Origin of the sequence: Streptomyces prunicolor NBRC 13075, assembly GCF_000367365.1 — a bacterium.
Taxonomy (GTDB): domain Bacteria; phylum Actinomycetota; class Actinomycetes; order Streptomycetales; family Streptomycetaceae; genus Streptomyces; species Streptomyces prunicolor.
In genome coordinates this window covers 1-20,106 of record NZ_BARF01000094.1, presented here as the reverse complement: position 1 = coordinate 20,106, position 20,106 = coordinate 1, and the positions used below count along the sequence as shown (strand labels likewise).

The window sequence follows — 20,106 nt, the reverse complement described above, 5'->3', positions numbered from 1 at the left end:
GGTCCGGCACGGCCGCCGGTCGTTTCGTTCTGCCGCGTCGCTGCTGAACGACTTAACGGCTGATCGCTTCGTCGCTACTTGCCGCGCCCGGCAAGCCTGTTGGCGATCTCGGCCTCGACCGTCTCCTGCAGCTCGTCCGGCGTGAAGCCGAGGTTGCGCAGGATCCGTGCGGCCGGACTCTCCTCGACGCGGATCAGGCCCAGCAGCGTGTGTTCCGTGCCGACCCAGTCGTGGCCGAGGTCGGCCGCCGCGCGGCGGGCCTGCTCGATGGCCTCCTTGCTCTCCGGCCGGAACGCGATGTGACCCCGCAGCGCCTTCTCGCCGGCCGGCGGCAGCGCTTCCTCGATCGCGTCGCGGACGCGCTGCTCCGACTCGGTCTTCGCCACCAGCACCTCGTATGCCAGGCCCTTCGGTTCGCCGAGCAGGCCGAGCAGGAGGTGTTCGGTGCCGATGGAGTCGTGCTTGTGCGTGCGCGCGGCTTCCTGCGCTAGCACGATGCTGTGCCGGTTGAGGTTGGTGTACCGCTCGAACGGGCCGGGTGCGTGGCGTTGTTGGGCGGCCTGCTTGGACACCCCGATGGCGTCGCCGATCTCGGTCCATGACGCGCCGACCTGCTTGGCCTTGCTCACGTAGTGGTCGATGAGCTGGTCACCGAGGTCGGACAGGGTCTGGGCACGCAGTCGCGCTTCGCTGATGCGGGTCAGTTCGTTGGCTCCGGGGAGCTCCTCGTCGAGGCGGGCGATCAGGTCGGCGAGGCTGATGTCGAGTGGGCTCATGCGTCAACTTTAAATTGACGATCCCCAATCGTCAATCTGTAATTGACGGTTGGCCCAAGGATGCTCCCGCCACCTGTTCCGAGAGGGCGCTTCCGTTGCGCTGACCGGGTCAGCTCCGAGGCTCGCCCTGTCCCCGCTGTCCCCGCCCGGCCAGCTCAAGGACCGGTCGCAGAGCGTCCGGCCGCTCCGTCACCGGCCGGTGGTCCACGAAGTGCACCCCGCATCCCAGAGCCGTCGCCCCGCCGTCCGCCCGCAGGTCGTCACCGACCATCAGCACGTCCTTCGGATCGACGCCGAGGGCCTCGCAGGCGACGCTGAACAGCCGTGGGTCCGGCTTCTGGATGCCGTGTTCGTACGACAGGACGTACGCGTCCACGTACGGGTCGAGTCCGTGCGCGCGGAACACCGGCCGCAGATCCCAGCCGATGTTGCTGACCACACCCACGCCGATCCCGCGCTCGTGCAGGGTCCGCAACACGTCCTCCGTGTCCGGGTACGGCGTCCACGCGGCCGGGGTCATGTGCCGGTCGTACAGCGCGTCGTGCAACGCCGGCTCGGGGAGCGGGACTTGACGTGAGACGCCGGTGTACGCGGCCCGGTGCAGCGCGGAACTCTCGTCCCGGATCGCCCACATCTCGGCGAACTCCTCGGGCAGTTGCTCCGGTTGTGCCCCACCCGGCATCGCCCCCGCCGACTCCAGCGCCCGCGCCGCCTCGACCAACTCCGGTTCGGGCAGCGCGATCCCGGTCTCACGCAACACGGCACGCAGCCAGGACTCGGTGGACTCGATGCGGAAGAGGGTTCCGGAGAAGTCGAAGAGGACGGCATTCATGCGGTGATCCTACGCAGCCACATTCCAGTCGGCGGGAAGGTCGCTTCCGCAGAACACGCAGACGAAATCGCCCTCGCGCACGATGTTGATCTCCCGGCATGTTTCACAGCGCCGGAACACCACGGCGTGCGTGAAACCCGGGGGACGGTCAATACCGGCCAGGTCGAGTGCGCGTGCCACCGCAGACCACGAGTCGAGGTGCGGGCAGTAGCCGGTGGACTGGTTGCTGACCTCCCGGACGACCCAGAGCCCGGCCGCCTGCTCGAATCCCATCTCGCCCGCACCCAGCACATCGGCGCCCCCGGCACACGCCACATGCTCACTCCGGCGGGGTGCCAGCCGCAGCAGTCCGTCCAGATCGACGACGAAGGTGAAGGGTTCGGCCGGCTCGGCCTGCTCTCGTCCGCCCAGCCAGGCGTTCAGATCCCCGGCCGACCGTACGACCCGGCCCTCCGCACCCGGCCGCACGGCAGTCAGCAACTCCGCCGGACCGACATACCGATGCCGCCGCCCGCCCGCGCTCACACCCGCCACCGTTCGTACGCCCCGACGGCCACCGCCACCACGAGCGCCCCCAGGAGCCACCCGCCCAGCACATCCGACGGCCAGTGCACGCCCAGCCACACACGGGTGAGCCCCACACCCGCCACGGAGATCACGGCCAGAGCCATGGCCGTACGCCACACAGCGCGTCCGGCGCCGTGGTCGTGGAGCAGCCACAGCAGCAGGCCGCAGACCACCGTGGCGGTCATGGCGTGTCCGGAGGGGAAGGCGGCGTAATGGGCCGAGTCGACGGGGTCGGGCCACACCGGGCGGGGGCGGTTGACCAGTGCCTTGAGTGCCTGTTGCAACAGTGTGCCCAGCGCACATGTGGCCGCCAGCCATAGGGCCGTCCACCATGCCGAACGGCGCCACACCAGCCAGGCCATGGCCGCCGCGCACACAAGGCGCAGGGTCAGTGGGTCCCAGACCCAGTCCGTCAGGATGCGGAAGGTGTGGGTCAGTCCGTGGTCCTCGACCGCCCAGCGGTGGGTGGTCCGGGCGATCCGTTCGTCTGCGTCGATCAGCGGGTGCCACTCTGCCGCGACCAGGGTGAGGAGCAGCGCGGAGCACAGGGCGAGGGTGATGGTGGTCTGTCGGAGCGTCGGGCGGGGTGGGTGGGGCGGGTAGTGCATGGAACGATCCTCGCCGACTCGTGGTGCGCGGAGCCAACTCCGCTCCGGGGCGGCATCCTCCGTGACTCCTCCCCGGTCCTCCCTCGGCCCCTCCTCAGCCGAGTGCCCGCAACCCCGGTACGAATGCCACCAGCACCGGAACCACCGGCACCAGCGCCGCCGTCGCGGTCAGGCCCAGCCGGCGCATCGCCGTGAGCCGGTCCGGGGGAGTGAGCAACCGGTTCACCCGCTGCGGAACATGGGCGTGCGGGGTGGGGCACGGCCCGAACACCCCACGGTCCTCGTTGAGTTCGACCAGAGCGAGCGCGGTCGTGAGCCGGCCGAAGCGCCGGGAGGCCATGTCGTCGGCGGAGAGTTCGACCAGCCGGTGCATCTCGTCCCGGAACGCGGCGAACACCGGCACCTGCGGAAACCCGTTCGCGAGCGCGCCCGAGCAGTGCAGCAGCCAGTCGTGCCGGGCCTGTGCGTGCCCCTGCTCGTGCGCCAGCAGCGAGTCCAGTTGCCGCCCCTTGAGGCGCCTCAACGCGGCCGTGGTGATGACCAGTTGAGGCGCGGCGCCGGACATCCACCACGCGTCCGGCCGTCCCCCCTCCAGGATGACCAGCGGCTCGGCACCGGGCTCCTCGCCGGGCAACACCGGGGCGCGCACCAGGAGTTCGGCCCTCCGCAGCCGACGCCGTGCCCGGGCCCGTACGACTTCGCGGACCAGCATCGCCGCGGTCCACGCCCCGCCGCACGCGAGGGTCACCGCGGTGGTGGCGGCCCAAGGCCCGTTCGCCACAAGGGGATAGGCGTCCACGACCGCGTGCGGGGCGTTGGCGAACACATGGCCGCGCACCGCCTGCCACGCGGCGGCGGCGCTGAGCGTCATCGACAGGGCGCAGCACAGGAGTACGGCGGCGACCACGCACTGCCACACCCACAGCGCGAGCACCGGCTCATGGTCCGGCCAGTCGGCCCGGGCGAGCAGCCGTGGGGCGACAACGGCGGCCAAGGCGCCGAGCAGCAACAGTGCTGCGGGGACCATCATGGGAGCACCCTATGAGCGCCGCGGTGATCAGGGGTACGGCTTGTCACGGCAAAGTGACGCAGACCACGATTTCGTACCGCCGCGCCGGCTCTGCCTAGAGCGTCAGCAACATCGCGACCATGCCGATCCCCATCGACAACCGGCAGGCCCGCGCCAACTCCGGCCGATCGCCCCAGCCGACGCTCGCGCCACCGCCCACCGATCCGGTGACGGGCACCAGCCGGATTCCCGACAGCAGTACGTATCCCACGAAGTAGAGGAGCAACGCGCCCGTCACGAGCGGGACTCCGGAGTCGCCGTGTTCGTGGTGGTGCGCGGGCGAGGCGGCCATCGCGAGCGCCATGTAGACCATGGCCGCGGTGCCCAGCAGGTGGTGCACGTGGTGCGGGCTCCTGCGCGCCGACCACAGGGCGCGCAGCGCCGCCGCGCCGAACACCGCCGCGTAGCCGGGCCACGCCCACGCCGGTGGGGTGAACACCGCCGCCGGTACGGCCATCGCGGCCATGCCGAAGCCCATCAGCGCCTCGCCGCCCGCGGCCCGGCGCTGTTCCTCGACGGGGCTGCGCATCCGCAGCAGGCAGTAGGCCCCGGTCGCCGCGCACAGCGCGACCAGGAGCCAGCCGGACGAAGCCGGTCCACCATGCACGCGCGTCCCCCGTTCCGCCCCGGATATCGCTGTCCGTCGATGTTCGGTCACAGGATGCCCGTGCCGCACGGGGCGCAATCGAGCGCAACGGTGTACACGGGGAGCACTTGGCGGCGCGCGGCAGGTCGGTGGCGCCTCGGTGGGGGCTTGTCCGGCGAAAATAGTTCACGAGTAAAACACCTGCTAAACTTGTTTCCATGAGCAGTGCGACCCCCGTCCCCACCCCGCGCCTCCGGCGCCTCCCGCTCACCGGCGTGCTGCGCCTCGGCCGGCCCTCGGACATCTGGTTCAAGCCCGCGCTCAGCGTGGTCGCCTCGGTCGCCCCGCCCAACCTGACCCTGCTGGCCCTCGGCCGCCTCGACCTGGCGATGTACACGATGGCCGGCTCCTTGTGCGCGCTCTACGCCCACAACAAGCCGTACGCCGCCCGGGCCCGCGCCCTGCTCTGGGTGGTGCTCGGGATGATCGCCGGTCTCGCCGTCGCGCTGGTCACGGCCTCGCTCACCACGAACGCCCTCGTCCTGGTCACGGTCGGCGCCGCCCTGGCCGCCGTACAGAAGGGCCTGTGCGACGCGACCCGGATCGGCCCGCCCGGCAACGTGGTCCTCACCTTCATCAGCTCCGCCTCGCTCTTCGCACCGCAGACACTCGGCCAGGTCCCCGCCCACCTCGCGCTGGCCACCGCCGCGGGCGCCTGGGCCTGGCTCGTCGGCATGGCCCCCGTCCTCGTCCGCCCCTACGGCCCCGAGCGCCGCGCCACCGCCCAGGCCCTGAACGCCGTGGCCACGTACGCCGCCGCACACGGCACCGAAAAGAGCCCTGCACGCGCGCGTGCCGACGACGACCATCCACGCGCGCGTGCCGCCGCCGCAGCCGCCGTGCACGCCGCCTGGCAGTCCCTCCTCGCCACCGGCACCCGTACCGCGCCCCGACGCGCCCTCGAACGCCTCCTCGTCCGTGCCGAGGTCGCGCTCGCCGCGCCCGGGGACGCCGACCCGGAGCGGCTGCGGGCCTGGGCCCGCGAACTGCGTGGCAGGGCACCGGTCCCGCAGACCGAGGCCCCGGCAGGCGCCGTAGAAGACGAACTCCTCGGTGTGGACGCCGAACTGGCCGCCCCCGCGCGCCCGTTGTGGACCAGGCTCGGTCCGCTCACCCCCCTCGTGCTGCGTACGGCGCTCGGCTGCGCGCTCGCCGGATACGTGTCCCTCGCCCTCGGTGTCGGCCGCCCCTACTGGGCCCTCGTCACCGCCGCCTCGCTCTACCAGGCCAACATCACCCTCACCTGGGGCCGGGGAGTGCAGCGGGTCGTCGGGAATCTCGCCGGGGTGCTCGTGTTCGCCGCGGTGGCCCCGCTCGCCCATGCCCACCCGGCGGCGCTCGTGCTGTGCTGCCTCGCCCTCAACTTCGGCGCCGAGGCGCTGATCGCCCGCAACTACTGGCTCGGCAGCGTCTGTGTGACCCCGATGGCGCTGCTCATCACGGAGTTCGCCCGGACACAGCACTCCGGTGAGCTGATCACCGAGCGGATCGTCGACACTCTCGTCGGCGCCCTGGTGGGCCTCGTCGCCGCGGCCGTCGTCACCAACCGGCGTGCGACCGACCGTATCGAGGAGGCGCTGACCGGGGTGGAACGGGCCCGTGAGCGGGCCGCGCGCCTGCTGGCGGAACCGACTCCCGCGCGCGGGACCCTGGATTCCGCGCACCGCGCGCTCGCCGCCGCGCTGGTCGAACTGCGCGCCACCGCCGACGCCGCGTCCGGCGAGTGGTGGCAGCGCGCCCTGCCGCAGGAGCGGGTCGTGCTCGCCGAACAGTCCGGACACCGTACGCTCGCCGCGACGGTACGACGCCGGGAGTCGCACTCCTGGCCGACCGGGGATCGGCGCACGGGCAGGACGACGGAGGGCGTACGGGGATGACGGCAACCAATGGACGGCCGGTGGACGGCGCGGCCCGCCCCACCGCTCCGGGAGCGGCCCGGCACGACACCGTCGCCGCCGTCGTCGGGCAGTGGCAGGCCGTGCACCCCGACCTCGACACGGGCCCGATGGAGATCATCGGCCGGATCAACCGGTGCGCCGCCCTGCTCCAGCAGGCCGAGGACGCGCCGCTGCGCCGGGCCGGGCTCAGCCGCCCCGAGTTCGACCTGCTCGGCGCGCTCCGCCGCACCGGGCACGAGCTGACGCCGAGTGAGCTGACCCGGGAGACCTTCTCCTCGGGCGCCGCCGTCACCAAGCGCCTCAAGCTGCTGACCGAACGCGGCCTTGTCGAGCGCCGCGGCGACACCCGTGACCGCCGCGTCGCCCACGTCCGCCTCACGGACGCCGGCCGCGACCTCGTCGACGCGATCCTGCCCGAGCAGCTTGCCTACGAGACGACCGTGCTCGCCGGCCTGGGCACCCCCGGACAGGGCGAACTCGCCTCCCTGCTCGGCGAGTTGCTGGTCCAGCTGGAAGGCCGGCTGGGCATGCTGCGCGTCTGAGCCGCCGTACCCGGGCGCCGACGGACCGTTGACGCGAGTCGCGTGATCTCCCTACGTTCGATCAAGCCGGTTCGGGACGCCGACTGACGTACGAAATGTCGAACAAGGAATTGATGCCGTGGCAGCCGCAGCCTCCACCCCCGAGATCCTCACTGTCGACCTCGGCACCGACACGGGCCCCTTCCACGGAGGCGCGAGCGGCACGCTCTACGGCCTGTACGGCGACGGCGTCCCCAGCCGCAACGCCGTCGAGGGCATGTACGTCCGCACGGTCTCCACGAAGGCCCAGGACGGCACCCAGCACCCGGGCGCCGACGCCCTGGAGATCCTCCGCCCCTTCGTCGAGGCGGGCGGCAAGGACGTCTACGTCTACATGACCGACATCTACCGCGGCTTCCCCTACGAATGGCCCGGCGACACCGGAGCCGAGCGCCTCGCCGACTTCACGGCCCGCGTCCGTCGCCAGGTGGAGCAGGTGCTGACGCTCGGCGCGTACAAGTCCCATGTCGTGTACGTCCCGTTCAACGAGCCCGAGGGCAACATGTTCGGCACGGAGGAGTGGAGCTACGACCAGGTCTCCTGGCGCACCGACCCGGCCCACTACTTCGCCGCCTGGCGGGACCTCTGCCGCCTCATCAGGGAACTCGACCCCGGCGCCCGCATCGCCGGCCCCAGCACCTGCCTCCTGTACGACGAGATCAGGGGCTTCCTGGAGTTCGCCGAGGCCGAGGACGTACTGCCCGACGTCATCACCTGGCACGAGCTGTCCTCGCCCGACGAGATCCGCACGAGTGTCGCCAAGTACCGTGCACTGGAGCGGGAGTTGGGCATCGGGCCGCTCCCCGTCAACCTCAACGAGTACGCCCACAACTACCACTTGTCCGTCCCGGGCCAGATGATCCAGTGGATCGCCGCGATCGAGGAGTCCAAGGTCGACGCCGACATGGCGTACTGGAACATCGACGGCAACCTCAACGACTCGGTCGTGGAGGCCAACAAGGGCAACGGCCAGTGGTGGCTGTTCAACGCCTACGGACAGTTCACGGGCAACACCGTCCGGGTCACCGCGCCCCACCCCAACGTCCAGTACACGCTCCAGGGCGTCGCTGCGCTCGATCGCGCCAAGCGGCAGGCACGGCTGCTGCTCGGCGGCACCGGCGGATCGGCGGACGTCGTGTTCGAGCACGCCGACCCCGAAGTCTTCGGTACGACCGTCCACGCGCGGCTCCTGGAGATCCCCTGGACGGGCCAAGTCGGCGTCTCCGCGCAGCCGTTGCGGCTCGCCGATCACGAACTCCCCGTCGTGGACGGCAAAGTGACGCTGCGTCTGACCGGCCTGGAGGCGATGTCGGCGTACCAGGTGATCCTGTCCCCGGGTGGCAACGGGGCGGTGGCGCCGGCGCCTTCGGTCGGCTGGCGGCGCTCGTACCAGGCGGAGGAAGCGGCCTACATCGGTGACGGCCACTCCCTGAACGGGCCCGAGGGGTCCCCGTCCGACGTCGACAAGTTCGCCGGCTCGACCGGCTACCACGTGGGCGGACTCCGTACCGGCTCCGACGGTGTGCTGGTCTTCTCCGTGGACGTCCCGTGCGACGGGACGTACGACGTGAGTGTCTTCGCCAACTCCTACAACCTGGCCGACGCGGTGCGCGAGCAGGGCCCCACCAACGTCTTCCTCCGCGTCGACGGCGGGCACCCGCAGGAACTCCGGCTGCCGCTCGGCTACAAGTGGGCGGTGTGGGGCCACACCGACACACAGGTCGAGCTGACCGCCGGCGCGCACGCGATCACCCTCGCCGCGCAGGACCATGACCTCGGCGTCACGAGGGGCGACGCGGTGATCGACCGACTCGACCTCGCCCTGCGCGACGACCAGGTGGCTGCGCCCGCGCTGTACGACGCGGAGTTCGCGGCGCTGGGTGGTGACGCTCGCGTGGACTACGGGCAGCGCGGAGCGTCCGGTCCCGGTGCCGTCGTACTGCCACGTGGTGGCACCGCCACCTTCTGGGTGCACGCGGCGGACGACGGGGAGGCGGCTGTGACCGTCGATCGAATCGGCCCTGGGGAGGGCGAGTTGACGATCAACGGGGAGAACGTGGGGATGGTTGGCGGCGAGAACGAGGGGATGGTCGATGGAAGCGACATGAGTATTGTTGAACGATCCTCCGTTCCCCTGTTCCTCATGGCAGGCGTCAACAAGATCACCGTCACCGGCACCTCGGACCAGCTCGTCCTGGACCGCCTCCAGGTAGGCGCCTCACGCGGCCTCCTCCCCACCTCGACGCACCCGGCCGAGGAAGGCGCCACGACCGGCACCGCCCGGGTCACCGGCGCGTACACGTTCGCCACGGGCGGCAAGGCGGTCGAAGGCATCGGCGCCGGCCCCGCGAACACGCTCACACTCACCGTGGAGGCGGAGCGGGCCGGCCGTCACGTGCTCACGATCCGCTACTCCAACGGCGAGCAGGCACCCGCCACCCACTACAACCCGGACCCGGTCTGCCGTCACGCGGACATCGCGGTCAACGGGGCCGCCCCGCAGCGCGTCCTGTTCCCCACCACCTTCCACTTCAACAACTTCCACGACCTCTCCGTCCCCGTCCCCGTCACCCTCGACCAGGGCGCCAACACCGTCACCTTCACCGCCGACGAACTCCCGGACCACGACGGCCACTCCAGGAACCAGTACGGTCAACGCTCCGCGTACGCACCGGTGATCGACACGGTGACGGTGACGCGACTGGCCTGAGGGCGGGACGCGGGTGGGTGGCTCAGTGGTCCTCGTCACCCGCCGCATACACCCCGAACATCGCCCCCTGCGGATCCCGCAGCACCGCGATCCGCCGCACGTCGCCGATGGACGTCGGCTCCATCAGGACCGTGCCGCCCGCCTCCGTAGCCGACGCGGCGGTGGCGTCGACGTCGGCCACGGCGAAGTACGGCAGCCAGTGCGGAGGCACCTCCGGTGGGAACTTCGCGTCCATCGTCATCATGCCGCCGAAGTCGGCGCCGTCGATGCCCCATTGCGGGTAGTGCTCCGAGGGGCGGACGGTCCAGCCGAACACCGTCGTGTAGAAGCTCTCCGCCCGCTCCGGCGCCCGCGTCAGCAACTCCACCCAGCCCAGCGCGCCGGGCGCGTTGAACAGCCCGGCGCCGGGGAAGGTGCGGGCCTGCCAGGTCTGGAACGCGGCGCCGCCCGGGTCGAGGCCGACCGTGAAGCGCCCGATGTCGAACACGTCGATCGGCTCCATCAGCAGGGTTCCGCCCGCCGCGCGCACCTTCTCCGCCGTCGCGTCGGCGTCCGCCACCGCGAACGACACGTTCCACGCCACCGGCTGCGACTCCTGGAACAGCGGCGTCAGCGCGGCGACCGCCGCGTCCCCGATGTGCGCGACCGTGTAACCGCCCGCCTCCGGCCGCGGATCGGTCTCCGGACGCCAGCCGAACACGTCCGAGTAGAACCGCTTGGCCGCCTCCAGATCACTGGTCCCGAGCTCGGTCCAGCAGGGCCCGCCGGTCACCGGCCTGTCGAGCTTCATGGCGTTCCTTCCGCAGAAAGCTCCCCTCCCAGCACGCTAAGCCCGGGCCGCGACCCCGGCCATCGGGGCAGGGAAAGGGCGCCCTGGCCGCCGTAGGCCTACATCCCTGGGCGGTACCGCAGCGGATGATCCGCCGGTACCTCCACGACCACGATCCGCGTCCCGTCCGGATCCGAGAGCCACATCTCCACCAGCCCCCAGGGCTCCCTCACCGGCGGCCGCACGATCTCGACGCCCTTCGCCCGCAGCTCCTCGTGCGCGGCGCCCGCGTCCGCGACCTGCAACCACAGCTGTACGGCGGGGGAGGGCGGGGTGTCCGAGCGGCCGGAGACCTCCAGGAAGCCGCCGCCGAGGAAGTAGACGGTTCCGCGTTCCGGACCTGTGCCGAACTCGCGGTAGACGGGCAGGCCCAGTTGCTCGCCGTAGAAGGCGCGGGAGCGGTCGGGATCGGTGGGGCGCAGCAGGATGCGGCTGCTCAGTACGTGCACCATGCGGCCGGAGCCTAGCCGCCGGGGCCGCGTTACCCTCGTCTCTGCCTGAGCCGCGCCCTGATCGGAGTTGTGCACCATGGACACCGCCGCCACCGGACTGACCTTCCGCGACGCCACCGACGCCGATGCGGATGCCCTCGTCGTGCTGATCGAGTCGGCCTACCGGGGTGACGACAGCCGGGCCGGCTGGACCACCGAGGCGGACATCCTCGAAGGGCAGCGGACCGATCCCGAGGGCGTGCTGGCGGTCATCAAGTCGCCCGACAGCCGACTGCTCGTCGTGGAGCGCGAGGGCCAGGTGGTTGCCTGTTGCCAGCTCGAACACCGGGGCGCGCACGCCTACTTCGGGATGTTCGCCGTCAGCCCGCAGCTCCAGGGCGGCGGCCTCGGCAAGGTCATCATCGCCGAGGCGGAGCGCACGGCCCGGGAGACCTGGGGTGTGCGGGAGATGCACATGACCGTGATCTCCGTACGGAACGACCTCATCGCCTGGTACGAGCGCCGCGGCTATCGCCGTACGGGCCGGATGACCCCGTTCCCGTACGGCGACGAGCGGTTCGGTATTCCGCAGCGCGACGACCTGCAGTTCGAGCTGCTGGTCAAGGAACTCGCGTAATTCTTACGGCCGTTCGGTCCGCTATGCCGTGAAGCGGCCCGTGCGTTTGATCTCCGGGTAGTCGGTGGTCGCGCCGTCCAGCCCCAGGGCGCGTACGAGCCGCAGCTGGTCTTGTGTGTTCACCACCCAGCCGATGATCTTCAGGTCCGCCTTGCGGGCCGCCTCGACGACCTCCAGGGTCAGCCGGCGGATGTTGAGGCAGACCGTCTCGGCACCGGCCTCGGTGGCGCGTTCCACCACGTCGGGGCCGAAGCGGCCGGCGATCAGCGCGGTGCGTACACCGGGCACCAGGCGGGCGATCTCGGCGATGGCCTCGTCGTGGAACGAGGACACCTCGACCCGCTCGACCAGGTTCCGCCGGTGCATGACCTCGGCCAGCGCCCGTGCCGCCGCAAGGTCCTTGATCTCGGCCTGGATCGGCGACTTGACCGCGTCCAGTACCTCTTCGAAGACGGGCACGCGCTCGCCGCGTCCCGCGTCCAGGGTGCGCAGCTCGCCGAGGGTCCGCTCGGCGATCGGCCCGGTCCCGTCGGTCGTACGGTCCACGTCGGCGTCGTGCATGACGACGAGGGCACCGTCCTTGCTCAGATGCAGATCGAGTTCGATGACATCGAGGCCGCCCTGCTCGGCGGCGACGAAGGAACGGAGAGTGTTCTCGGGTTCGAGACCCATGACTCCGCGGTGACCGATGGTAAGGAAGTTCAAGGTTCAACTCGCTTCCGTCGCGGCGGCTCGGCACGCGCGCGCGGGCGCGGCCGGACACCGGCGTCCACGCGGCAGAGCCGCAGCCTAACGGCCGGGCCCGGCGATGTACCCGCGCGTACACGGGGGATTGGCGGTGACGGACGGGGTGCACCTGGAGCGTACGGCCCGATGCCGTCACCCGGCCGTGGGCGAGTCCGGTGGTCATTGACCGAAACCGACCCCAGGAAGCCCGGGGGCGCCCACCTACCCCGTCACGGCGGAAGTAATCGCCTTCTTTGTGTCAGGCAGGAAAAAAGGCGGTGACGGACAGGAGGTGCAGGATAATTTACGGAGGTCCGCCTTGCTAGGGGAAACCATGAACGCATACGGTGTCCATACGCGAGGTTCTCCCGTGGAGGATGGGACATGACGGAAATTCTTGTGCAGGTGGGTTCTGAGGAGCGGCTTCCTCTCATGACCAGGGTGGTGGAGCATCCGGCATGGCCCGTGCTCAAGGATGCCGTGGAGCGGATCCGGCCATGGCAGTCCAAGGACGGGTCGATCGACTTCGCGGCCGAGTCCGCCCCGGGCCGCGCGGAGGCCGAGTCCGCCGTACGCCGCGTGACGGGCGCCGTCGAGGAGCTCTCCCCGCTGCTCCCGCACGACGCCGCGTACCACGCAGCGCTCGTCAGGGATCTGGAGCAGTGGGCGGCCGACGGCTTCCAGGTGCCCGACTTCCTCGACTCGCTGCTGGCCTTCCAGCCCGCCGCGAACCGCCGGGACGGACTCCAGCACCTGGTCGTCTTCCCGATGTACACACAGAACGGCAACCCGGACCGCAACCTCGAAGCGGTCGTCCTGCGCATGGTCTGGCCCGACTGGCTGGCCGAGCTGGAGGCGACCCGCTACGACAACCCGCTGTTCTGCGGCATCACCTTCGAGGACTTCACGTCCGGCTACGACACCAACTCGGCCGTCCTCTTCCCGGAGACCATCGCCGTACGGCAGGCGCCGGAACGGTTCTCCTGGGGCGGCATCTTCTGCGACCGCGAGGCCGCCCGCTTCCGCCGGGTGACCGAGGCCGCCGTAGACATCCTGGGCATGCGACTGCCCGAGGATGTCGCCACGATGGTCGACGACCAGAAGCGCTGCGAAGAGGCCTTCGTCCTGTGGGACATGGTCCACGACCGCACCCACAGCCACGGCGACCTGCCCTTCGACCCGTTCATGATCAAGCAGCGCCAGCCGTTCTGGATGTACGGCCTCGAAGAGCTGCGCTGCGACCTCACCGCCTTCAAGGAGGCCGTCAGGCTGGAGGCCGACGGCGTCCCGCAGGCCCGTGACGTGCAGTACGCGGTCCTCTGCGACCGCATGTTCCGCTTCCCGGTCACCGGCGAGCGCGTCCGCAACTACGACGGACTCGGCGGCCAGCTGCTCTTCGCCTACCTGCACAAGCACGACGTCGTCCGCTGGACCGACAACAAGCTGCACATCGACTGGCAGCGCGCCCCCGAGGTCACCAACCAGCTGTGCGCCGAGATCGAGGACCTCTACCGCGCGGGCATCGACCGCCCCAAGCTCGTCCACTGGTTCAAGGCCTACGAGCTGGTCGCGACCTATCTCGCCCCGCACCCGGGTTCGCGCTGGGCCAAGGGCCCGGACGCCCTCGACCTGAGCCAGCCGCCGCGGAAACTCGTGGATGACGTGCTTCCGGACGAGTTTCCGCTGAGCATGTTCTATGAGGCACTCTCCAAGAAGCTCAAGAACGTGATCGCCTCGACCAAGGGCATCACCGCGGAGAGCGCCGAGCGGATCGCCGCGTGAGCGACCGCAGCACCGAAGTGGCTCAGGAGGCGAGGACCATGGGGAACGGGGCGCTCAACGGCGCGGTGATCGCGGTGGCCGGAGCGGGCGGGCCCGCGGGCCGGGCCGTGCTGCTGCGGCTGGCCGAGGCCGGCGCGACCGTCGTCGGCGCGGACGCGCATCCCGAACGCCTGGCGGAGGCCGTGGACGCGGCCCGCTACGCGCACGGCGGCGCGACCGTCGTAGGAGACACCGTCGACCTGCTCGACCTGCAGGCCACCCGCGACTGGGCCGAGCACATCGAGAAGGACTTCGGCCGTGTCGACGGCCTGGTCCACCTCGTCGGCGGCTGGCGCGGCAGCGCGTCCTTCACCGACACCGACCTCGCCGACTGGGACCTGCTGGAGAAACTCCTCATCCGCACCGTCCAGCACACCTCCCTGGCCTTCTACGACGGCCTGGAGCGCAGCGACCGCGGCCGCTATCTGCTGATCAGCGCGGCGGGCGCCAGCAAACCCACCGCGGGCAACGCCGCGTACTCCGCCTCGAAGGCCGCCGCCGAGGCCTGGACCCTCGCCATGGCCGACGGTTACCGCAAGGCCGGCGGCGAGGACGGACCCACCTCCGCCGCCGCCGTCATGGTGGTGAAGGCGCTGGTGCACGACGCCATGCGCGCCGAACGCCCGAACGCGAAGTTCGCGGGCTTCACCGACGTCAAGGACCTCGCCGAGGCAATCGCCGGCGTCTGGGACAAGCCCGCCACCGAAGTGAACGGAAACCGTCTGTGGCTGACCGAGAAGCCGTGAACCCTCCGAAGACCGACGCCCGTCGCCACCACGACCCGGAGATCCGCGGCTTCGCCAGCGACAACTACGCCGGCGCCCACCCCGAGGTGCTCGCCGCCCTCGCCCTCGCCAACGGCGGCCACCAGGTCGCCTACGGCGAGGACGACTACACGGAGAACCTCCAGGGCATCATCCGCAGCCACTTCGGCGCCACGGCGGAGGCCTTCCCGGTCTTCAACGGCACCGGCGCGAACGTCGTCGCCCTCCAGGCGGTCACCGACCGCTGGGGCGCGGTGATCTGCGCCGAGAGCGCGCACATCAACGTCGACGAGGGCGGCGCCCCCGAACGCATGGGCGGCCTGAAACTCCTCACGGTGCCCACCCCCGACGGCAAGCTCACACCCGAACTGATCGACAAGCAGGCCTACGGCTGGGACGACGAGCACCGCGCGATGCCGCAGGTCGTGTCGATCACCCAGAGCACCGAACTCGGCACCCTCTACACGCCCGACGAGATCCGCGCGATCTGCGACCACGCCCACGCGCACGGCATGAAGGTCCACCTCGACGGCTCCCGGATAGCCAACGCGGCGGCCTCACTTGACGTCCCGATGCGGACGTTCACCAACGCGGTCGGCGTCGACATCCTCTCCCTGGGCGGGACGAAGAACGGTGCGATCTTCGGCGAGGCGGTCGTCGTCATCAACCAGGACGCGGTCAGCCACATGAAGCACCTGCGCAAGCTGTCCATGCAGCTCGCCTCCAAGATGCGCTTCGTTTCAGTGCAGTTGGAGGCCCTGTTCGCCAAGGACCTGTGGCTGCGCAACGCCCGCCACGCCAACGAGATGGCCCAGCGCCTCGCCGAGGGCGTCCGCGCGGTGCACGGCGTGGAGCTCCTCCACCCGGTGCAGGCCAACGGCGTCTTCGCCCGCCTCCCGCACGACGTGAGCGAACGCCTTCAGAAGCGCTTCCGCTTCTACTTCTGGGACGAGGCCGCCGGAGACGTCCGCTGGATGTGCGGCTTCGACACGACCGAGGACGACGTGGACGCGTTCGTGGCGGCGCTCAAGGAGGAGATGGCCCGCTAGGCCTCCCGGCTCGGAGTCGGGTTGTGTTGTGCATAGGTATGCGGCCACCTGAAAAGTCATTGACTCGCGGGTGATCGCTTTCCTATGCTCTGCAGCCATGGAGCTGATCCAGAACACCTCTGACCTGTCCGCGTACTTGGCTGCCGACGAGGCCATTGACCATGAGCATCCCCTCGTACGGGAGACAGCCGCGCGGCTGGCCAGAAGTGCCGCCGACTCGTATGGCTATGCACGGCTGGCGTTCGAGTTCGTGCGGGACGAGATTCCCCACTCGCAGGACTCCGGTGATCCGCGCGTCACCTGGCGGGCCTCCGACGTCCTGGAGCAGGGCACCGGTATCTGCTATGCCAAGGCGCACGCGCTGGCCGCGCTGCTGCGGGCCGAGGACATTCCTACGGCTCTCTGCTACCAGAAGTTCGACGTGGTGCACGGGCTGGTCGCCGTGCGCTTCAACGGAGCCTGGCATCGGCAGGATCCGCGCGGCAACAAGCCGGGCGTGGACGCGCAGTTCTCGCTCGACGGGGAGTGGCTGGCCTTCGTGCCCGATCTGGAGTTCAATGAGTTGGACTATCCGGTCCTGTACGCTGAACCGCACCCGGTCGTACTGAGCGCCCTCAAGGCCGCCCCCGACCGGGCGCACCTGTGGCAGACGCTCCCGACCGCACTCTGAGGCAGACCATGACCCTCACCCTGACCGTGTCCGACGAAGTCCGCGCCCTCGCCCCCGGGTTCACCCACGTGGCGATCGAGGCGACCGGACTGGTCAATGGGCCGAGCACCGACGCGAGTTCGGCGCTCCTCGACGACGCGGCCCGCCGTCTCGCCGTACGACTGGACGGGCGAGCACCGCACGAGGACCCGCACATGGTGGCCTGGCGTGAGGTGTACACGGCGTTCGGGTCGAAGCCGTCGCGGACCCGTAACTCGGCGGAGGCGCTGGCCAAGAGGGCGCTTTCCGACGGTGGGTTGCCCCGGATCAATGTGCTGGTCGATCTCTACAACGTCGTCAGCGTGGCCCACTTGATCCCTGTGGGCGGTGAGGACACCGACCGTATTCAGGGTGCGATGACCCTTCAACGGGCCGCTGGGGACGAGGAGTTCGTGACGGTCGCGGGCGGTGAGGAGGTCGTCGAGCATCCCGACGCGGGCGAGGTGGTGTGGCGGGACGCTGTTGGTGTCACGTGCCGTCGGTGGAACTGGCGGCAGGGGCCGCGCACCAGGCTCACGGAGGAAACCACCGCCGCCGTCTTCCTGTTGGAGAGTCTGGCGCCGATGCCGGTTGCCGACGTCGAGGCCGCCGGTGCCGAACTCGCCGAGCTGCTGGAGAAGTTCAGCCCCGGGGCGCGGATCACCGTCCACGCCCCGGCGTGACGATTCAGCGAGCCTCGGCCGCCTTGACCTCTTCCGGGGTCGGTGCGGTGCCGCCGAGATGGGCCGGCATCCACCAGGTGTCGTCCGGGCCGTTCGGTCGTACCGGATAAGCGCGTTGGGCGGCTTCGAGGAGTTCCTGGATGCGCTCGCGCAGACGGCGGGTGATCGCGCCCGCGTACTGGTCCTGCGGGGCCTCCACCGGCTCGCCGACCCGGATGGTGATCGGGGTGTGGCTGCGCTTGAAGTTCTTCGGGTGGCCCTTGGTCCACAGGCGCTGGGTACCCCACAGCGCCATCGGGATCAGCGGGACGCCGGCCTCCTGGGCCATGCGCGCGGCACCCGACTTGAAGCTCTTCAGGGTGAAGGACTGGGAGATCGTCGCCTCGGGGAAGACGCCGACGATCTCGCCCGACCGCAGCGACTCCAGTGCGTGCTGATAGGCCGTCTCGCCCTGCTTGCGGTCCACCGGGATGTGCTTCATGCCGCGCATCAGCGGGCCCGAGATCTTGTGCCGGAACACCGACTCCTTCGCCATGAAGCGCACCAGGCGCTTCTGCGGCAGGGCGGACAGACCGTCGAAGATGAAGTCCAGGTAGCTGATGTGGTTGCTGACCAGCACGGCGCCGCCCGAGCGCGGAATGTTCTCCGACCCCTTGCAGTCGATCTTGAGGTCCCAGGCCTTGAACAGCGTTTGGGCGAGACCGATGACGGGGCGGTAGACAAGCTCAGCCATGGACGGGGTGGACCCTTCTCTCTGCCTGGAAGGGGTTCTCCGGGCGGGAAAGTTACGCAGCCGTAGGTTTACGGCATTGCGCAGATCGTGCCCCAAGAACGAACGACTGGCCAGTCCTCGTGCCGCAGAACGGCGAGATCCTCGTCACGTCCATCGCTTGATCCACCTCGGGCTTTTAAGTTTCCTTTACTGTGCGCGAACTGTCACTCGACGCACTAGCAGGTACATCTCGCAGCCCAGGCAGTAACCGAACGCGGCATTGAGGAACGCGGCGGCGAGCGCGGCCCCGGTCGCGGCGAGTCCCAGCCATTCGGGACCCAGGCCGAAACCGACCAGTCCGACCCCCGCGAAGACCAGCCCGACCGCCTGCGCGAACCGCGGCGGCTCCGGTGACTCGAACTCGGTCGGCGGCCCGATCCGGGGCCGTACCGCCTTCCGGAAGAGCCAGCCGTACGGCGAACGGCCCACGCCGCCCGCCGCGCCCAGCGCGAACGCCAGGGTCTGCCAGGCCAGCAGCCAGAAGCTGCCGGTGATCAGCACGACCGCCAGCACTACGGTCGTCAGGGCCGCCCCGAAGCGCGGTCCTCTTACGTCGATGTCCATGAATCAAGGATTCCGCAACGGAAAGGATTAGGGGTGCCGGGAATCTTTGCAGTCTCGTGAACGCTGGAGAATTCGATGACCGGAGTTGTGGTGTGCGTGGTGGTGCTCGCGGCGGCGAGCGCCTACGGAGTGCTGCATCGGCGGCGGAGCGGGAGAGTACGCGTGCGTGGGCGCGACGGCGGAAAACGGCTCGGCGTCGCCGAGTTGGGCGACGACCTCGGCGAGAAGGCCACCCTGGTGCAGTTCTCCAGCGCCTTCTGCGCGCCCTGCCGGGCCACCCGCCGGGTACTGGGGGAGGTGGCCGGCATGGTCCCCGGCGTGAGCCACATCGAGATCGACGCCGAGGACCATCTGGACCTCGTACGGGAACTCGACATCCTGAAGACCCCCACCGTGCTGGTTCTCGACGCCGACGGGCGGGTCGTACGGCGTGCCACCGGCCTCCCCCGCAAGGCGGACGTCATCGCGGCTCTGGGTGAGGCGGTCTGACGGTTGTGACGACGACGGTGAGCCATCTCCCATATGCCGGAACGTACTTGACTGTGCGCACCACCTATCGTCAACCTGACCGTATGCCTTCGGAACTCCTTCTCTACGGGCGGGTGCACGTCGACCTCGCCCGCACCGCGAGCGCGCGCTGTCCGGGCTGTTGAGCAGCCACGGACCCCGCTCGTCCCCCCGGCAGAAGGACACGTCCATGACGGCCACGCCCGACCTCGGCACCCGCACTCCTCAGCACGCCTCTCCCGACCTGCTGCGTTCCGTCTTCCGGCAGCACGCGGCCGGTGTGGCGGTGATCACCGCGCGCGGTGAGAATGGCCCGGTCGGCTTCACCGCCACCTCGCTCAGCTCCGTCTCCGCGCAGCCCCCGATGCTGTCCTTCGGGATCAGCACCGGCGCCTCCAGTTGGCCCGCGATATCCGGGGCCGACCATGTCGGCGTGCACGTACTGGGCGAGCACCAGGAGGAGTTGGCCGCCACCTTCGCCCGCAGCGGCGCCGACCGGTTCGGGGCGCCGACCGCCTGGCGCGAGGGTCCCGAGGGCGTGCCGATCCTCGACGGAGTGCTCGCCTGGCTGGTGTGCCGGGTCGTCGCGCGCGTGCCCGCGGGGGATCACCGCATAGTGCTGGCCGAGGTCGTCCTGGGCGACCACGCGGGCACCGGCCGCCCGCTCCTCTACCACCAGGGGCGCTTCAACGGGCTGCGTGACTGAGGCCACTCCGGGTGGGTGACGGGCCACCCTGCGGAAGCGTCGAGTTCCGATTACGCTGCGTTGCACAGGTCACAGTTCAAAGCGCTTGCTTAGCGGGCACCCCTTGGGGGAGCGTAGGAGTGCGTACTGGCGAGTAATATTTCGCTCGGAGCACCGGTCGCCCCCACCGGGAACGGCCGTTCAGGGCGCCTATGCTGCCTGGAAGTAGGCAGCCGAAAATGACGATGCAGTAGGAGAGCCGG

23 protein-coding genes are annotated in these 20,106 nt (G+C 70.2%); 12 read left to right on the top strand and 11 right to left on the bottom strand.

Features of this window, described 5'->3' with window-relative positions:
- Nucleotides 1–74: 74 nt before the first annotated feature.
- The 6 genes from SPR02S_RS57365 to SPR02S_RS39720 form a co-directional block, all read right to left on the bottom strand.
- A complete protein-coding gene (locus tag SPR02S_RS57365) occupies nucleotides 75–776 on the bottom strand; it encodes a Clp protease N-terminal domain-containing protein (RefSeq protein ID WP_019062599.1) in 702 nt (233 codons plus the stop codon).
- 109 nt (nucleotides 777–885) lie between these two features.
- On the bottom strand, nucleotides 886–1,608 hold the full coding sequence (locus SPR02S_RS39740; RefSeq protein WP_019062598.1) for an HAD family hydrolase: 723 nt from the start codon (nucleotides 1,606–1,608) through the stop codon (nucleotides 886–888).
- 9 nt (nucleotides 1,609–1,617) lie between these two features.
- Nucleotides 1,618–2,142 (bottom strand): hypothetical protein, encoded by a 525-nt coding sequence (locus SPR02S_RS39735; RefSeq protein WP_019062597.1) that lies wholly within the window; start codon nucleotides 2,140–2,142, stop codon nucleotides 1,618–1,620.
- Nucleotides 2,130–2,783, bottom strand: coding sequence for a phosphatase PAP2 family protein (locus SPR02S_RS39730; protein WP_019062596.1), 654 nt, complete (start codon nucleotides 2,781–2,783; stop codon nucleotides 2,130–2,132). The genes SPR02S_RS39735 and SPR02S_RS39730 overlap by 13 nt, the downstream gene beginning before the upstream one ends.
- A 94-nt stretch (nucleotides 2,784–2,877) precedes the next feature.
- A complete protein-coding gene (locus SPR02S_RS39725) occupies nucleotides 2,878–3,813 on the bottom strand; it encodes a M56 family metallopeptidase (protein WP_019062595.1) in 936 nt (311 codons plus the stop codon).
- A gap of 94 nt (nucleotides 3,814–3,907) precedes the next feature.
- On the bottom strand, nucleotides 3,908–4,459 hold the full coding sequence (locus SPR02S_RS39720; RefSeq protein ID WP_019062594.1) for a DUF5134 domain-containing protein: 552 nt from the start codon (nucleotides 4,457–4,459) through the stop codon (nucleotides 3,908–3,910).
- 197 nt (nucleotides 4,460–4,656) lie between these two features.
- Between SPR02S_RS39720 and SPR02S_RS39715 the strand changes: the two genes are divergently transcribed.
- The 3 genes from SPR02S_RS39715 (at nucleotide 4,657) to SPR02S_RS39705 (ending at nucleotide 9,687) form a co-directional block, all read left to right on the top strand.
- A complete protein-coding gene (locus SPR02S_RS39715; protein WP_019062593.1) occupies nucleotides 4,657–6,375 on the top strand; it encodes an FUSC family protein in 1,719 nt (572 codons plus the stop codon).
- Nucleotides 6,372–6,938: a MarR family winged helix-turn-helix transcriptional regulator gene (locus SPR02S_RS39710; protein WP_026151274.1), complete on the top strand. Its 567-nt coding sequence runs from the start codon at nucleotides 6,372–6,374 to the stop codon at nucleotides 6,936–6,938. Before SPR02S_RS39715 ends, SPR02S_RS39710 begins: the two co-directional genes overlap by 4 nt.
- Before the next feature lie 118 nt (nucleotides 6,939–7,056).
- Nucleotides 7,057–9,687, top strand: coding sequence for a carbohydrate-binding protein (locus SPR02S_RS39705; protein ID WP_019062591.1), 2,631 nt, complete (start codon nucleotides 7,057–7,059; stop codon nucleotides 9,685–9,687).
- Nucleotides 9,688–9,709: 22 nt separating this feature from the next.
- Here the strand turns inward: SPR02S_RS39705 and SPR02S_RS39700 are convergent, their stop codons facing one another.
- Together SPR02S_RS39700 and SPR02S_RS39695 are read right to left on the bottom strand one after the other, a co-directional pair.
- A complete protein-coding gene (locus SPR02S_RS39700; RefSeq protein ID WP_019062590.1) occupies nucleotides 9,710–10,477 on the bottom strand; it encodes a VOC family protein in 768 nt (255 codons plus the stop codon).
- A gap of 98 nt (nucleotides 10,478–10,575) precedes the next feature.
- Nucleotides 10,576–10,968, bottom strand: coding sequence for a VOC family protein (locus SPR02S_RS39695; protein ID WP_019062589.1), 393 nt, complete (start codon nucleotides 10,966–10,968; stop codon nucleotides 10,576–10,578).
- A gap of 76 nt (nucleotides 10,969–11,044) precedes the next feature.
- On the opposite strand from SPR02S_RS39695, the gene SPR02S_RS39690 reads away from it, so the two are divergent.
- Nucleotides 11,045–11,584, top strand: coding sequence for a GNAT family N-acetyltransferase (locus SPR02S_RS39690; protein ID WP_019062588.1), 540 nt, complete (start codon nucleotides 11,045–11,047; stop codon nucleotides 11,582–11,584).
- A gap of 21 nt (nucleotides 11,585–11,605) precedes the next feature.
- Here the strand turns inward: SPR02S_RS39690 and SPR02S_RS39685 are convergent, their stop codons facing one another.
- Nucleotides 11,606–12,289: a glycerophosphodiester phosphodiesterase gene (locus SPR02S_RS39685; protein WP_026151273.1), complete on the bottom strand. Its 684-nt coding sequence runs from the start codon at nucleotides 12,287–12,289 to the stop codon at nucleotides 11,606–11,608.
- 405 nt (nucleotides 12,290–12,694) lie between these two features.
- On the opposite strand from SPR02S_RS39685, the gene SPR02S_RS39680 reads away from it, so the two are divergent.
- The 5 genes from SPR02S_RS39680 (at nucleotide 12,695) to SPR02S_RS39660 (ending at nucleotide 17,315) form a co-directional block, all read left to right on the top strand.
- Nucleotides 12,695–14,092, top strand: a complete 1,398-nt coding sequence (locus tag SPR02S_RS39680) for a DUF6421 family protein (protein ID WP_026151272.1) — start codon at nucleotides 12,695–12,697, stop codon at nucleotides 14,090–14,092.
- Between the two features lie 38 nt (nucleotides 14,093–14,130).
- Nucleotides 14,131–14,877 (top strand): SDR family NAD(P)-dependent oxidoreductase, encoded by a 747-nt coding sequence (locus SPR02S_RS39675; protein ID WP_019062585.1) that lies wholly within the window; start codon nucleotides 14,131–14,133, stop codon nucleotides 14,875–14,877.
- A complete protein-coding gene (locus tag SPR02S_RS39670; protein ID WP_019062584.1) occupies nucleotides 14,874–15,944 on the top strand; it encodes a threonine aldolase family protein in 1,071 nt (356 codons plus the stop codon). Before SPR02S_RS39675 ends, SPR02S_RS39670 begins: the two co-directional genes overlap by 4 nt.
- A 97-nt stretch (nucleotides 15,945–16,041) precedes the next feature.
- Nucleotides 16,042–16,614 carry a transglutaminase domain-containing protein gene (locus SPR02S_RS39665; RefSeq protein WP_019062583.1) on the top strand — a complete coding sequence of 191 codons (573 nt, stop codon included), beginning with the start codon at nucleotides 16,042–16,044 and terminating at the stop codon, nucleotides 16,612–16,614.
- An 8-nt stretch (nucleotides 16,615–16,622) separates the two neighbouring features.
- Nucleotides 16,623–17,315, top strand: coding sequence for a B3/B4 domain-containing protein (locus tag SPR02S_RS39660; protein ID WP_019062582.1), 693 nt, complete (start codon nucleotides 16,623–16,625; stop codon nucleotides 17,313–17,315).
- Nucleotides 17,316–17,319: 4 nt separating this feature from the next.
- On the opposite strand, the gene SPR02S_RS39655 is transcribed toward SPR02S_RS39660, so the two are convergent.
- Nucleotides 17,320–18,048: a lysophospholipid acyltransferase family protein gene (locus SPR02S_RS39655; protein ID WP_019062581.1), complete on the bottom strand. Its 729-nt coding sequence runs from the start codon at nucleotides 18,046–18,048 to the stop codon at nucleotides 17,320–17,322.
- A gap of 186 nt (nucleotides 18,049–18,234) precedes the next feature.
- Nucleotides 18,235–18,651, bottom strand: coding sequence for a DUF4395 domain-containing protein (locus tag SPR02S_RS39650; protein WP_019062580.1), 417 nt, complete (start codon nucleotides 18,649–18,651; stop codon nucleotides 18,235–18,237).
- Between the two features lie 75 nt (nucleotides 18,652–18,726).
- Here SPR02S_RS39650 and SPR02S_RS57360 point away from each other — a divergent pair, with 75 nt between their 5' ends.
- The 3 genes from SPR02S_RS57360 (at nucleotide 18,727) to SPR02S_RS39640 (ending at nucleotide 19,864) form a co-directional block, all read left to right on the top strand.
- The gene (locus SPR02S_RS57360) at nucleotides 18,727–19,140 is read left to right on the top strand and encodes a TlpA family protein disulfide reductase (RefSeq protein WP_019062579.1); all 414 of its coding nucleotides are present in this window, start codon (nucleotides 18,727–18,729) and stop codon (nucleotides 19,138–19,140) included.
- 83 nt (nucleotides 19,141–19,223) lie between these two features.
- The gene (locus tag SPR02S_RS66300) at nucleotides 19,224–19,304 is read left to right on the top strand and encodes a putative leader peptide (protein WP_317774577.1); all 81 of its coding nucleotides are present in this window, start codon (nucleotides 19,224–19,226) and stop codon (nucleotides 19,302–19,304) included.
- A 44-nt stretch (nucleotides 19,305–19,348) separates the two neighbouring features.
- The gene (locus SPR02S_RS39640; protein ID WP_019062578.1) at nucleotides 19,349–19,864 is read left to right on the top strand and encodes a flavin reductase family protein; all 516 of its coding nucleotides are present in this window, start codon (nucleotides 19,349–19,351) and stop codon (nucleotides 19,862–19,864) included.
- The last annotated feature ends 242 nt before the right edge of the window (nucleotides 19,865–20,106 follow it).